The organism is Longicatena sp. 210702-DFI.1.196 (assembly GCF_020563125.1).
In the GTDB taxonomy this organism is placed as follows: Bacteria; Bacillota_I; Bacilli_A; order Erysipelotrichales; family Erysipelotrichaceae; genus Longicatena; species Longicatena caecimuris.
In genome coordinates, this window is sequence record NZ_JAJCPX010000005.1 from 66298 (window position 1) to 81658 (window position 15361).

Below are 15361 nucleotides of genomic sequence, written 5' to 3' on the forward strand. Positions count from 1 at the left end.
TTTAAACTCTACATTTTAAACATCTCCTTTATTTATGATGTCAATGTGACATACATCTTCTTTACTATCTTATCATAAGAGAATAGAAATTGGAAATTTTTTTCTAACTTTTTCTTTTTATCAACGGAAAAGGATAATTTCCTTAATAATTCCATTTGTTTTGTAAGAATAGCATGTTAATTTATGCAGTTTGTATAAGATTGATTTATACTAAAATAACAAAAAGTTATCATTTATTTATTTTTAAAGGTATACATGCAGATAGCTGCTGCTACAGCTACATTCAGTGATTCAAAAGTATCCATTTCGATATATACATTTTGATCTGTTTGGCATAATATTTCTTCCCGGACGCCTTTTCCTTCATTCCCCATGATAAGTGCATGACGTTTTTTTGGATGAACTTGTGATAAAGGAATTGCTTCATGTAATGAAGTTCCATAAATTTTATATCCCTTTTCTTTAAGCTCTTCTATCGCAGTAAGTAATTCTGTACGAATAATATTTAGATGAAAAAGTGCTCCTTGTGTAGATCGAATAACCTTTTCATTATATACATCTACTGAGTTTTTAGATAGCAATATTGTTTGATAGGAAAAAGATAAGGCAGTGCGTAAAATCGTACCAAGATTTCCGGGATCTTGAACACCATCCAGAATGATGATCTTATCTGATGTGAGTGCTTGCTGCTCAGGAAAATGACAAACCGCCATTACCCAACTTCCTGATACACTATCAGTTAATTTTTTTAAAATTTCTCTTGTAACATAGTATACGGGATATTGTTCATAAGGTATGTTTTTCCCTTGTTCAACAAGAATACATTCAATAAGGCCAGCCGTATGCGCTTCTTGCAGTAAATGCTCACCCTCAATCAAAAACTTTTGATCTGCATCTCGATACTTTTTTTCTTTGTATTTTGCCCACTGTTTGATTTTCGTATTTGTCAATGATGTTATTTCCATAGTTTTCTGTCCTCATTCTTCTAATTTCATTTGCTAGTTTTTAATATCTAAAATCTGTTAAGCCTCTGAATAACTTGTGCCTTTTCATAAAGGCTTAAATCATTCAGATAAACATCATGTTTCGGATGTTTATTGCCATGAATACTTTTTATCTATTTTAACATAAAAATGTCAAAATCGTATAAAAATAATGATTCCTCTAGAACAACCCAAAGAACTGTAAAAAAAGGCTGTTTATCATAATTGACAAACAACCTTATCGATTATTCTAAAACCGCAGCACAGCGTTCACATAAACCATCTTCAGCATTTGATTCCGTGATATTCCAGCATCTTGGGCATACTTTCCCTTCACATTTTTCAACAGCAATTTGACAAACCTCATATGCTTTTAACTCATCTACGGAAAAGCTTACTCTTGAAACAATTAACCATTGATTAAATTTATTACCGCAATATTCTTCAATCAAAGCGCGGTCTTCATCATTTACATTGATCATTACATGTGCTTCCAAAGATTTACCAATGATCTTTTCTGCACGTGCTTCTTCCAATGCTTTAAAGACATCTGCACGAATCAGCATTAAACGTGCTACTTTTTCTTTAATTTCATCAGCATTTTCAAAAATCGGTACTACCGGGAACGCACCCAAATGAATGCTTTCCTCTTCCGTATGGAAGAAATCATTAACTTCTTCTGCCGTATGTGTCAAAATTGGTGCCCATAAGCGCACTAACGTATCTACCGCATAATATAGAACTGTCTGTACCTGACGTCTTCTGTTGGAATCTTTCTTTTCAATATACAAGATATCTTTTGTATAATCCAGATAGTAAGCAGAGAATTCATTTGTCATCAAATTGGTCAGCATACTTGTCACATCAGCAAAACGATATTCTCCATATGCTTTTTTAACCTTTTCACAGACATCTGCCAACATGATTAACATATACTTATCCAAAGCAGGCAATGTATTAACATCTACCAGATCAGCCTTAGTAAAGTCGTTTTCGCCATCAATATTAGCCAACAAGAAACGGAAAGTATTACGTACCTTACGATAATTTTCACTGATTTGTTTTAATATCTCATCAGACATACTACAATCTGCCTGATAATCTACACTTGCCGCCCATAAACGTAAAATATCAGCTCCATATTTCTTTGTAATTTCTCCAGGTGCTACGGCATTCCATTGTGATTTGCTCATTTTCACACCTTTACCATCCATGACGAATCCATGGCTTAATACTTGTTTATATGGAGAATGTCCATGAACTGCCGTACCAATGATCAAAGAAGAGTTGAACCAACCACGATACTGATCGCTGCCTTCAAAATATAGATCAGCGGGATAACCTAAACCGCGTTCCACCATGGCGCCGGTATGCGAGCTTCCGGAATCAAACCAAACATCCATGGTATCCGTTTCTTTACGGAAAACACCATTTGGAGAACCAGGATGTGTATAACCTTCTGGCAATAAATCTTTTGCCTCTTTTTCAAACCAGATATTAGAGCCAAATTCCTTGAATAAACCCGCCACATGGTCAAATACTGTCTGATCCATAATAGGTGTATCATCTTCCGCATAGAAAATTGGAATTGGAACACCCCATGCACGTTGACGTGATATACACCAGTCACCACGATCTGCAATCATATTATGCATACGTTGCTGACCCCACTTAGGAATCCAATCTACATTGTCAATTTCTTCAAGCAACTGATCACGAATTTTATCAATAGAAGCGAACCACTGCGTAGTAGCACGGAAAATGATTGGTTTTTTGGTTCTCCAATCGTGTGGATATGAATGAGTAATGAATTCTAACTTCAATAAAGCCCCGATTTCATCAAGCTTTTGTGTTACTGTCTTATTAGCATCATCTACGTATTGTCCAGCTAACCATTCCCCGGCATCACTCATCATGCAGCCATGCTCATCAACATTGCAATAGGCTGGTAACCCATATTTCTGGCCAACAAAGAAGTCATCTGCACCAAAGCCTGGAGCTGTGTGTACACAACCGGTACCTGCATCAGCAGTAACATGATCACCTAAAATAATTAATGATTCACGATCATATAAAGGATGTTGGCAAGTGATCATTTCTAATTCACTACCCTTAAATGTCTTCAACAATTGCTTTTCTTGTAAACCGAACTTTTCCCATAGTGCATCTACTAATTCTTCTAATACGATCAGCTTACCTTTTTCACTATTCACAAGCGCATAAGTATAATCTTTATTCAAGCAAATTGCAAGGTTTGCTGGAATAGTCCAAGGCGTTGTTGTCCAGATGACAAAACTAGTATCAGTGTCTAAAATTCCTTTACCATCTTTTACTGGAAATTTCACAAAGATCGTAGGAGATTTAACATCTTTATATTCTATTTCAGCTTCTGCCAATGCCGTTTCACTGGATGGGCTCCAGTAAACCGGTTTTAACCCTTTATAAATCAAGCCATTCATTGCCATCTTACCAAAAATTTCAATTTGATGGGCTTCAAATTCTTTTGTTAAAGTGATATAAGGATGATCATAATCACCAACAACCCCCAAAGATAAAAAGCCGGCTTTTTGTTTTTCTACTTGTTCCATTGCATAGTTATAGCAAAGTTTACGGAAATCCGCCAATTCCATTTCTTTACGATTGTGTCCTAATTTCTGGATAGCCGTTTCAATAGGAAGACCATGCGTATCCCATCCTGGAATATAAGGCACTTTATAGCCATCCATAAATTTTGAACGGATGATAACATCCTTTAAAATTTTATTTAAGGCATGACCCAGATGGATGTCTCCGTTGGCATATGGAGGACCATCGTGTAAAACAAATGGTTCACAGCCTTCCCGTTTCTTTAACATCTTTTCATAAATGTTTTGTTCCTTCCAGCGTTTTTGAAATCCTGGTTCTTTGCTTGGAAGTTTTCCACGCATTTCAAACTTTGTTTTTGGCATCAATAATGTTTCTTTGTATTCCATATCATTTTCCTCCTAACATAAACAAAAAAAACACGCTTCCTTGTCTAAGGACGCGTGAACGTGGTACCACCTTAGTTCTATTTCTTATCAAAATAGCACTCAAACAGATAACGGCTGTAACCGTATCATCTTACTGTTTTCAGATGATAAGCTCCAAAGTGATTTTTCTTTTCGCTTCACACAGGACTTCCACCAACCGCCTGTTCTCTTTGCATCCACCGATAAGAAACATGTCTTTTTCTTCGCTTTTATAATTCTTTTTTTAATAAATCCATCTTTGGAATCGCCGGTGTTTCAAAATCGTCCAACGCTTCCTCAATCTTGTGCAGCTCTTCTTTCATACTGCTTTTCATATCATTAGCCTCATCACCCAAACGGGCAATTTCCATCAGAATACCTCGTGCCATCATCAATGCTTCTTTGATAATCGTATCTGCATTCTGATTCGCCGTGTCGACGATCATATTCGCCTCTTTCATTGCCATACGTGCCATTTCACTGGCAGCACTTTCCTTGATATGCAGATTGTCATTCAATTTCCGATACTCATTCTCAAGCACCTTTTTTTCCTGACGCAACATTTCAAGCTCACGATTTACACTTTCCAGTTTTTTCTGCAAGGCATCCATTTGGAGCTTTTGCGTCTGCATGTAATCATCGACCTGATAACGGTTGTAGCCGTTTTTCATCGTATCAAATATACGTTTGTCCATACCATCACCCTATCTACTGATACTTGCCCGCCAGAATCACCAAATGATCCTTTTTGGTCGTTTTCACAATTTCCTTGAAGTAAAAACGTCCATGTCCACGAATGGAAATAGCACTATTATTATTGCATAAATAGGAAGTTTCTTCAAGTATTACATGATTAACTTTTACAAGTCCTGCACGTATCAGCTCCTGCGCTTTCTTCCTTGAAATATTTGCAAAGCTTGATACAAGTACATCTAAACGTAGGCTCGATACGATTTTATGCTCATACCGTATTTTTGGCTCATAAGTGACTTCACCTTCATAACGTTTAAAATGCACATTGCTTCGTTTAATGCGTGTCAAATTACACACGATATAATTTTCGATTTCTTCATCTACAAAAATGATAAGTTCATTATCTTTTACAATTAAGTCACCGATTTTTTCCCGTTCAATACCAAGATTGAGAATTGCCCCTAAAACATCTGGATGTGCAAGCTTACCAAATTGCGGTGAATAAGTCGCCTTGAGAATCGTTATTTTTAAATCAGCCAGTTCATCTTCATAAGGTAAAAGTGCATAGCGACAACGTTCTGCACCTTGATAACCTCCGGATTTTCCATACGGTATCTGATGCCCTAAAATAGCATCGCAGATGTTACATTCATCAGGCGCAAAAAATGGAGTAACGACAATTCGACGGCGGCGTTCCATCAGATCTATCAGATCATAAATACGCTTTACGAATTTTTCATTACCCCTATAATGTTCAAAATGAATTGGCAATGCTAGTCCTCTTCACTGGCATCCAGATTAATTTCTCCGTGAACAGCAACATTTCTTGGAGCACACAGAATAACATTATGTCCAATCTTTTGAATGGTTCCATCCAGTGCGAAAATAACACCTGTTAAGAAATCGATGGTTCTTTGTGCATAATCTCTTTGCAGTTTATGTAAGTTAACGACCGCTGCTTTATTCTCTTTTAAACGTTTAGCGACTTCTTCTGCCTCATCAAATGAACGAGGTTCAAACAATACCATTTTTGTGTCGCCAGGCAAACGATTTATAGCTTTGGATTTTGGCTGTTCATATTCGGAAAGAGAAGGACTTTCTTCTTCCTGTTCCACTTCCAAAACATCATCTTCATCCATTGGTGCAATAAACTCTTTGAATTTCTGACCGATGCTCATGTAGCATACCTCCTATACATTACTTATATTTTAGCACAAATGTGCATTAAGAAAAAGTTTTTTGTGTAATTTAAGTGATTCTTCATAATTGGAATCTCATTTTCGTCATTCATTGACAAATTTCTACAGACAGAACTTAAAGCACCTAAAAAAGCTTACTATAAACTTAGGGTATTTAAGAAAAGCAGCTGCAGGATAGCAGCTGCTCTTTAATATTAATACATTCCGCCTTGTGGCATTGGTGGCATAGGCGCTTCTTTTTCTTTGATAGCAGCAACGCCTGCCTCTGTTGTTAAGAATAATGCAGAAATACTTGCAGCATTCAACAATGCACTTCTTGTTACTTTTGTTGGGTCAATAATACCTTCTTCAAACATATTCACCCACTTGCCGTATTTTGCATCAAAGCCCATATTCGCCTCAGCACCTTTCTGGTGTTCGACGATTTCTTCAGCGTTATAACCAGCATTTTCGGCAATCTGTGCAATAGGTGCTAATAACGCATCCATGACTACCTTAATACCTTTCTGTACATCGACGATATCTGATTTCAACTGATCTTTTAAAGCCACATAAGCTTCAACCAAAGCAGCACCACCGCCAATTACGATACCTTCTGCAACAGCAGCACGCGTTGCGTTCAATGCATCTTCAATACGCAGTTTCTTTTCTTTCAGTTCACTTTCTGTAGTTGCACCAACCTTAATGATAGCAACGCCATCGCTTAACTTACCTAAACGTTCTGCATAGCGTTTTTTATCATAATCGCTCTTACAGTTTTCCATCTGTGCGCGTACTTCAGCAATACGAGCTGTAATTTCATCTTTATTGCCATTTCCGCCAATCATTGTTGTATTATCTTTTGTAATAACTGCTTTCTTCACGCTACCTAATTCTTCCAATTTCATGTCTTTTAATTCCATGTTCAAATCTTTTGAATAGAATGTAGCACCTGTTAACACTGCAATATCTTTCAAAATTTCTTTCTGATTATCACCAAAACCAGGAGCTTTCGTAGCAACTACATTAAATGTACCACGCAGTTTATTGACAACCAAAGTAGAAGTTACTTCATTTTCAACATCATCTGCAATGATCAACAATGGTTTATTGGACTGCACTACCTGTTCTAATACTGGAAGCACTTCTTGCACATTATTGATTTTCTGGTCAGTTACCATAACAAAAGCATTTTCTAAGACTGCTTCCATTTTCTCATGATCACTTACCATATATGGAGAAACGTATCCTTTATCGTACTGCATACCTTCACTGATTTCTAATTCTGTATCAAATCCATTAGATTCATCAACAGAGATAACACCATTACGGCCAACTTTATCCATTGCTTTAGCAATGATTTCACCAACTTCTTTACTGCCGCTGGAAATAGCCGCAACACTGGCAATATCACTGTTTGTTTCTATTTTACGACTCTTATCTAGAATATGATTTGCCACTTCCTTGCTAGCATATTCAATACCTTCACGCATTAATACAGGATTTGCACCTTTTTCTACCTGACGCAAACCGTTGCTAATCATGCTTTGTGCTAAGATGGTTGCTGTTGTTGTACCATCACCAGCAGTATCGTTTGTTTTATTGGCTACTTCATAAACTAATTTCGCACCCATATTTTCAAACTTATCTTCTAATTCAATTTCTTTTGCAATAGAAACACCGTCATTTGTGATTAATGGTGATCCAAATTCTTTTTCTAAAACGACATTACGTCCTTTAGGACCTAAAGTTACACGTACTGCATCAGCCAGTGTATTCACACCTGCTAACATTGCATTTCTTGCATCTTTTGAAAAACGTACTTCTTTTGCCATGTTCATTACCTCCTGTTTGTTTTTATCTTACGCAATGACTGCTAAAATATCTTCATCTTCTACGATGATGAATTCTTCTTCATCTAATTTCACATCTGTACCAGAATATTCTTTGTATACAACCTTATCATCAACTTTAATTTCTGCTTCACTTTCTGGTCCAATCGCTACTACAGTAGCATAACTTGGTTTGTTTTTACTGTTATCTGTCAGGATAATTCCACTTGCCGTTTTTGTTTCCTTTTCGGCTTTTTCCTTCTTTAAAATCACGTTTTTGTGTAATGGCTTTAACATCTAAGATTCCTCCTTTAAGTTTTAGCACTCGCAGTTCATAACTGCTAACACCCTATATTATACTCACTTTTAGCACTTTGGCAATAGGAATGCTAAAAAAAGTTCATATTTTTTTAGCTGGTGATTTATAAACATTAAGCAGCTTTGCAAACGACAGTCACATTATACGTAAAAAGCTTTATTTATATGCTGTGATAAGAGTGCTTCCTTTATCAATTTCATTTTACGACAAGTTAAAACAAAGCTATGATAACTAGTAATTGAAAAAAGCTCGCATATAAGCGAGCTTAGTGCGTATGAGATCCACAATCATGATTACCACAATCGTGATTACCTTCCTCATGATGATGGTTACATTTACCATTGGGATCATCCTGTAGTGTTCCCTTCTTTAACTGTTCTACAATTTCATCAACATTTCCACTGGCACCACCAATTAAAGCTATATGAGCTTTAGCTAACGCATCACGTGCGCCTTGACCGATACCACCACATACTAATACATCAACACCAGCTTCTTGAATCAGTGTAACTAGCGCACCATGACCGCTCCCATTAGCGCTAAGAAGTTCTTTTCTTACAATTATGCCATCTTCTATATCAACAAGTAGAAAAGCAGGGCATTTCCCAAAGTGTTGGAATACCATATGATTTTCATAAGTTATTGCATATTTCATCTTCATCACCTCAAATTATTTCGTATATGCATCATCATTGATAGAAATATTAAATTGCTTTAAGAATGTAGCAATATCTTCTTTTACAGTTGCCGCTTTAACATAGTTAATATTCAGACGAGGCCATGTCTTAACCGCAATCTGTGCATTTGGAATACCTAATTTCTCTGGAGTTGCCGTTTCTACTGCTTTGCTAATCGCCGTTTCATCCTTTTTACTTGTTTCATTAGCAAACGTTGTAGCTGTTTCAATATATTTCTTTACTTTATCCTCTGAACCTTTTTTTACAAATAACGCTGCTTGTGGATATCCCGCACTCTTTGTATTATTTTTATTTTGGTACTCTTTTTGTAAATCTTTTAAAACCTTTAAAGTTATTCCTTTTTCTTTTGCTTTAGCAATGGTTGCTGTAGCAGCAGGTTCAGCCATCAACCCGACATTTGCTTTCTTACTTAATAATTGTTGTTGTACTTCATTCACAGAAGCAAAATAAGTGATTTCAGGTTTTATGCTTTTCACATCCAAGCTAGCCATAAAAACTTTCTGTGGCACCGCTTTTTCTCCAAAAGCCGCAAACATTCCTGTTTCTGTTAAAGCTTTTTCATCAGTTCCAACAACATATAAATTACCCCAGGTTACGACACTGTCTAACCTATATTGACTTTTTCCTTTTGATAATAATGCAGCTCCTAAATTAATAGGTGCGATGATAGCATCATATTCTCCATCTTCCTTAGCAATTTCTGCACTGATGACACTTGTACCGTCAACGGTGTCAACACTCACATTTTTATCACCGTATAATCCTAACAATGATAAACTAGTTGCCCCTAAAGGCGCCAGTACCTTAATCGGTTCTGTTTTTGCTTCCTCTTTTTTTGTGTCATCATTACTTGCACAGGCACTTAAAGACAAAGCCATGACACCTGCCAGTAATCCCTTCAATAATTTCATAAACGTTTCTCCTTCACTTCAGCACTCAGCTTAGCGATAAATTCTTCTACCGGCATTGTCACAGATTCCTTACTTTGTGCACGACGTACCGTAACTGTATTAGCTTCTACTTCTCCATCACCAATAACAAGCTGATAAGGAATTTTAGCAAGCTGTGCTTCTCTTATACGATACCCCAATTTCTCATTTCGTGCATCTGATTTGCTCCTAAATCCCATCGCTAACAATTTTTCATTTATAGCATTTGCAGCTTGCGCATGACGTTCATAATGTACCGGAACGACCATGACTTGAGTTGGTGCCAACCATGTAGGGAAATGTCCTGCATAATGCTCGATCAAAATACCAATAAAACGTTCAATTGATCCAAATATAACACGATGCAGCATAACAGGTCGCACTTTCGTGCCATCCTTTTCTACATATGTTAAATCAAAGCGTTCAGGTAGATTCATATCCAATTGAATCGTTCCACATTGCCATTCTCTTCCTAAGGAGTCTTTGATATGGAAGTCAAGTTTTGGCCCATAGAAAGCACCATCTCCTGGATTGACTTTATAATCCTTACCGGCACTGACACATGCATCAGCAAGAGCTTTTTCACTCTTTTCCCAAATTGCCAGATCTCCAATGTATTTCTTTTCCGGACGTGTCGATAATTCAATACGATAGGATAAGCCAAAGATAGAGTATACGCGATCAATGAAGTTGATCAATTCCTTTACTTCACTTTCAATTTGATCTGGGCGCATGAAAATGTGAGCATCATCTTGCGTAAAAGTACGAACACGGAATAGCCCATTTAAAGCTCCACTGGCTTCATGGCGATGTACCTGCCCTAATTCTCCCATGCGCAGTGGCAAATCTTTATAGGAATGTAGACCATTTTTAAACACTAATAAGGACCCTGGACAATTCATTGGCTTGATTGCAAATTCGCGATCATCCACCATTGTCGTATACATATTTTCTTTATAGTTTGCCCAATGTCCACTTACTTCCCATAATTCCTTGCTCATCATGATTGGTGTTTTGATAAATTTATAATTTTCTTTTGTATGTTCTTCATACCAGAAGTTTTCTAACAGATTACGAATAATCATTCCATTTGGCAAAAAGAATGGCATACCTGGTGCATATTCACTCATCATGAATAGACCCATTTCACGTCCTAATTTTTTATGGTCACGTTTTTTGGCCTCTTCCAGCATATGCAAATGTTCTTCTAATTCTTCTTTTGTTGGATAGCAGACACCATAAATACGTTGCAGCATTTTATTTTCTGCATCACCTTTCCAATAAGCTCCGGAGTGTTTTAAAAGTTTGAAGTTTTTCAACAGCTTAACCGTTTCTACATGCGGCCCGCGACATAAATCGATAAACTCTCCTTGTTGATAACAGGTAATTGTTCCATCTTCCAAATCTTGAATCAGATCAATCTTATAAGGATCGTCCGCAAACATTTCTAAGGCTTCTTCTTTACTAATTTCTTTACGGACAATACGCTTTCCATCTTTGGCGATCTTCTTCATTTCCTTTTCGATTTTTGGCAGGTCTTCATCTTTGATTACATCATCACCAAGATCAATATCATAATAAAAACCATCTGATATAACTGGTCCTACCCAAAATTTTGCCTGTGGATACAGACGCTTTACAGCCTGTGCCATCATATGAGCACAGGAATGATTCAACATGCTTAATTGTTCATTTTCTCTAATATCAATCATACGTTTAACCTCCTATTTTATACATCTCGTATGTGATTCCATCGTTTACTTCTTTTCTCATGAAATGACCCTTACAGGCTAAGATTGTTTGACGGCTTGCCACGTTTGTTTCCTCACAACTCACTAGACAAGCATTCATGTGGAAGTTTGCTTTCGCTATTGCAAGTACTTCTTCAAGCATCCATTTAGCGATTCCTTTTCTTCTTTTATCTGGTGCTACACTATAGCCGATATGTCCGCCAATACGTTCTAAATAAGCATTTAGTTCATGACGTAACATGATAACTCCAACAATTTCTTCATCTTCCATAGCTAGATATAAAGAACTGCCAACGATACCATTTGGAAGATTACGTTCTTCATGCCAGTCCATCATCATTTGTAAATAGGCTTTTGTATCTTCGCAAGTATCTAAGAAAGCCAAACCGCAAATCACGCTGTCTTTCGGGAACTTATCCACATAACGTTTTAATGCTGTCGCATAAGTGCTGTTTGCCAAACAAAGTATCATGCATCATCACCTCCAGTTAAAAGAAAAAAGACTGCATCTCAAAGGACGTCAGTCTTATACGCGGTACCACCTTTATTCTTCGCATAAGCGAAGCTCTCAAACCTGATAACGCAAGGTATGCGGCACACCCTTTCAGGGGCAACTCCAAGGTAGTAAAGACAAGGCTCTTCGTAAAAGCTTTCACCATCCGCTTTTCTCTCTGCTTTCAAAGCACATATCTTCATGTCCTCTTCTTCGTTTGTCTACCTTATTTTTATACACCATAAGTTTCTGATTGTCAATGTTAACACAAGCTTTCCTTACATTTTCCCTAGTGAAAAAGATGTTGAAGCGATAGCCATATGTATTCTACCATTTGCTAATTATCGCAGTTAGAGGATACTGCCTTTAGTTATTTTATGGATAGATTGTAAGAATTACAGAAACTGTTTTTCCTATTTTATATCCCCTTTTTGGATATAACATCCTAAACATATAACGGTTAGCATAATTTGATGAAAACTGTTTCTCTAACCTACCAATTATGGGATTGACTGGTGGCACTTATAGAACTATGGTAAAATACCATCTATGTGAATGGTAAATTTTGGAATTCTCAATAAATACCAAAATTTAGTATAATTCACAATAGAGAAAGGAGTGCATTATGAGAAGAACATATGGATATGTCCGGGTATCAAGCCAAGATCAAAATGAGGCAAGGCAATACCTGGAGATGCTGGATTATGGGATTGATAAAAAATATATCTATATGGATAAGTTAAGTGGAAAGGACTTTAATCGTCCAGCTTATCACAGACTTGTTTATAAAAAACTGAAACCTGGTGATTTGCTCGTAATCAAAAGTATTGACCGACTGGGAAGAAATTACAATGAAATCCTAAATGGATGGAAGTACATAACCAAAACCAAAAGTGTCGATATCAAAATTCTCGATATGCCGTTACTAGACACTGATCAAAACAAAGATTTGATTGGCACCTTAATTGGTGATATCGTATTACAGTTATTATCTTTTGTTGCGGAAAATGAACGTAATAACATTCACCAGCGTCAAGCTGAGGGTATTCGTGCCGCCAAAATGAGAGGGGTACGTTTTGGTCGTCCGGAGATTGATTTACCGAAAGATTTTGAAAAAATCATGGTACGCTGGAAAAAAGGCGAATTGATGAGTAAGGATGCTATTAAAGAATCCGGTTTAAAATACTCAACCTTTTATAAAAAAGCCAGAGAATATGAGGAAAACAGAAGGATGAAAGAAAACGACAGATAGCTAGCGTGCATATCTGTCGTTTTTTTGATAAATATTTAGAACACAAAGTTTCCTTTGCGAAATACTGGTACACAAGATCCATCATCTTTTATACCATCAATGCTCATATCATCATTACCAAACATGAAGTCTACATGTGTCATAGAATGATTCGCACCTGCTTTATTCAATTCTTCTTCATTCATATCAATGCCTCCCTCAACATTCATAGGATAGGCATCGCCAAGAGCGAGATGGCACGATGCATTCTCATCAAATAAGGTATTAAAGAATAATATACCGCTTTGTGAGATTGGCGACGCATCTGGAACGAGAGCCACTTCACCTAAATAACAGCTGCCTTCATCAAAATGAATCAGCTCAGATAGTGTATCTTTCCCTTCTTCAGCATCAAAATCAACTACTTTGCCATCTTTAAATTCCATCCAGAAGCCGTTAATCATATTACCATTATAGTTTAATGGTTTGCTAGCTACGACCTTACCCTGTACTCCTGTCTTTTTGGGCATTGTAAAAATTTCTTCTGTAGGCATATTCGGATTAAAAATCACACCAGCAACTGTCTTTTCACTTCCCCCTGCCCAAATATGATGATCCACAAGTTCAACTGTCAAGTCCGTTCCTAAACAATTGGTGAAATGTAACGCTTTAAACTTATGTTCATTAAGTGCTTGTATACGTCGTACGAAATTGTTTTGCATCTCATCCCATTCTGCAATTGGATCATTATCTTCTCGTACGTGTACGGCATGGAGAATACGCTCCCATAACTCTTCAACTGCCTCATTTTCAGCATCTTCAAATTCCGGGAATACTTCCATAGCCCACGCTTTATTTGGCACTGCGATAATACTCCATTGCGTTTTATTCATCATCGTATAAGCCTGCGCTTCTTTATTAGCTTTTGCACCAGCTAAACGTGCTTTCGCAACTTTGGCAGCGTCCACATCCTTAAAGACTCCAGGAAGTTCACTTATGATATGAAGGATGCAAGCACCCTCTTTTAAATAATCCAGTTTTGAATGTACTTGCCATTCTCGAACATTGCACAAAGTTTCTTCATCAGCATGCAAATAAGTCTGACGACGATTCATATCATCCTGATAAAATACAACAACTTCTTTGGCTCCAGCTGCATATGCTTCTTCAACACAAGCTCGTGTCATTTCTACTGCATCCACATCTGCTTGAATAAGCAATGTTTGTCCTTTTTGTAAATTAACTCCTTTGCGAATTGCAAGATTTGCATATTTTTTAATGATTGCTTTGTTCATATATTTAATCCTTTACATAGGCTTTTGGCAACATCGCAGCACCTATGATACCTGGCTCTTCTAACTCGGCTTCTTTAAATTCTACAATCTGCATCCCTTTGTGGATCATATTACGGAAATAGTTTTCCATTTTTTCAAAGAAAACATCTTTCCCTTTCATTACGCCACCACCAACAACAAATACTTCTGGATCCACAACATGTGCAATCACGGAGAACATGATAGCTAAATCATATGCCATGTCATCACACAACTTTAATGCCTCTGCATTGCCTTTTCTTGCCAGATCAAAAACATCCCCAGCATGTGCAATCGCATCTATTCCGAATACAGCTTTTCCTTTTCTTGTCATCGCTGTACCGCTCGCTTCGTTTTCTACAGCACCAACATTCAAATAATTCACTTTTTCACGATTGCGATCTATGATGATATTTGCAATTTCACCAGCATGCCCATTCTTGCCAGCAACTACATGCTGATCGACAACCAAGGCTCCACCTATACCTGTCGAAATAGTAACATAATATACAATTCCTTTGCCCTTACCAGCACCTAAAACCGCTTCACCCATACCGGCAACATTAACATCATTATCAACAAAGGTTGGCTTATGGAAATGATCTTCAATACGTTTAGCAATTGGATAGCCTTCAAAGCCAGGCAAATTTGTAGCCAATACCATTTTACCGTTCACTGTATCTACAGGGCCAGGCACTCCCATACCGATACCGACACAATCATCATAACCATCAATGCTTTCAATCAAAGAAATAATTTTCGCGATTACATGTTCTGTGCCTTTACCAATTTCTGTAGAATCTTTTACGATTTGTAAAACATTACCTTCTTCATCGACTTTGGCAACTCGTACATTTGTGCCTCCTAAATCGACACCAATATAAGTTTTCATAAAACTCCTCCTTCACATTTGCTAGTTCTATTTTAGCATAAATGAAAGGGTTTTTCTCT

14 protein-coding genes and 1 other annotated feature are annotated in these 15361 nt (G+C 37.1%); of the genes, 1 reads left to right on the forward strand and 13 read right to left on the reverse strand.

The features are described 5' to 3' along the window. Window positions 1–233: 233 nt before the first annotated feature. The 11 genes from LI241_RS03870 to LI241_RS03920 all read right to left on the reverse strand — a co-directional run bounded on the left by LI241_RS03870 (window position 234) and on the right by LI241_RS03920 (window position 11845). A complete protein-coding gene (locus tag LI241_RS03870) occupies window positions 234–965 on the reverse strand; it encodes an RNA methyltransferase (protein WP_008687973.1) in 732 nt (243 codons plus the stop codon). Window positions 966–1228: 263 nt separating this feature from the next. After that, the gene (gene ileS / locus LI241_RS03875; protein ID WP_008687970.1) at window positions 1229–3955 is read right to left on the reverse strand and encodes an isoleucine--tRNA ligase; all 2727 of its coding nucleotides are present in this window, start codon (window positions 3953–3955) and stop codon (window positions 1229–1231) included. A 43-nt stretch (window positions 3956–3998) separates the two neighbouring features. Continuing rightward, window positions 3999–4207: a binding site (T-box leader), on the reverse strand. Then, on the reverse strand, window positions 4204–4668 hold the full coding sequence (locus LI241_RS03880; protein WP_008687968.1) for a DivIVA domain-containing protein: 465 nt from the start codon (window positions 4666–4668) through the stop codon (window positions 4204–4206). It overlaps the preceding feature by 4 nt. A gap of 13 nt (window positions 4669–4681) precedes the next feature. Next, the gene (locus LI241_RS03885) at window positions 4682–5437 is read right to left on the reverse strand and encodes an RNA-binding protein (protein WP_008687965.1); all 756 of its coding nucleotides are present in this window, start codon (window positions 5435–5437) and stop codon (window positions 4682–4684) included. Window positions 5438–5439: 2 nt separating this feature from the next. After that, entirely contained in the window at window positions 5440–5844 is a 405-nt protein-coding gene (locus tag LI241_RS03890) for a cell division protein SepF (protein WP_008687963.1), read from the reverse strand. 215 nt (window positions 5845–6059) lie between these two features. Continuing rightward, window positions 6060–7679, reverse strand: coding sequence for a chaperonin GroEL (gene groL / locus LI241_RS03895; RefSeq protein ID WP_008687962.1), 1620 nt, complete (start codon window positions 7677–7679; stop codon window positions 6060–6062). 27 nt (window positions 7680–7706) lie between these two features. After that, window positions 7707–7973, reverse strand: a complete 267-nt coding sequence (locus tag LI241_RS03900) for a molecular chaperone GroES (protein WP_008687959.1) — start codon at window positions 7971–7973, stop codon at window positions 7707–7709. A gap of 287 nt (window positions 7974–8260) precedes the next feature. Beyond that, window positions 8261–8650 carry a NifB/NifX family molybdenum-iron cluster-binding protein gene (locus tag LI241_RS03905; protein WP_008687957.1) on the reverse strand — a complete coding sequence of 130 codons (390 nt, stop codon included), beginning with the start codon at window positions 8648–8650 and terminating at the stop codon, window positions 8261–8263. 15 nt (window positions 8651–8665) lie between these two features. After that, on the reverse strand, window positions 8666–9604 hold the full coding sequence (locus LI241_RS03910; RefSeq protein ID WP_008687955.1) for a hypothetical protein: 939 nt from the start codon (window positions 9602–9604) through the stop codon (window positions 8666–8668). Then, window positions 9601–11334: a threonine--tRNA ligase gene (gene thrS, locus LI241_RS03915; RefSeq protein ID WP_008687954.1), complete on the reverse strand. Its 1734-nt coding sequence runs from the start codon at window positions 11332–11334 to the stop codon at window positions 9601–9603. Before thrS ends, LI241_RS03910 begins: the two co-directional genes overlap by 4 nt. A gap of 4 nt (window positions 11335–11338) precedes the next feature. Further along, window positions 11339–11845: a GNAT family N-acetyltransferase gene (locus tag LI241_RS03920; RefSeq protein ID WP_008687952.1), complete on the reverse strand. Its 507-nt coding sequence runs from the start codon at window positions 11843–11845 to the stop codon at window positions 11339–11341. Between the two features lie 646 nt (window positions 11846–12491). Here LI241_RS03920 and LI241_RS03925 point away from each other — a divergent pair. Next, window positions 12492–13118 carry a recombinase family protein gene (locus LI241_RS03925; RefSeq protein ID WP_227151012.1) on the forward strand — a complete coding sequence of 209 codons (627 nt, stop codon included), beginning with the start codon at window positions 12492–12494 and terminating at the stop codon, window positions 13116–13118. Between the two features lie 35 nt (window positions 13119–13153). Here LI241_RS03925 and LI241_RS03930 read toward each other — a convergent pair whose 3' ends face one another. Together LI241_RS03930 and LI241_RS03935 are read right to left on the reverse strand one after the other, a co-directional pair. Then, complete coding sequence (locus LI241_RS03930; RefSeq protein ID WP_008687950.1) at window positions 13154–14392, reverse strand: aminopeptidase; 1239 nt, start codon at window positions 14390–14392, stop codon at window positions 13154–13156. A gap of 4 nt (window positions 14393–14396) precedes the next feature. Next, the gene (locus tag LI241_RS03935) at window positions 14397–15302 is read right to left on the reverse strand and encodes an ROK family protein (protein ID WP_008687949.1); all 906 of its coding nucleotides are present in this window, start codon (window positions 15300–15302) and stop codon (window positions 14397–14399) included. Window positions 15303–15361 lie beyond the last annotated feature (59 nt).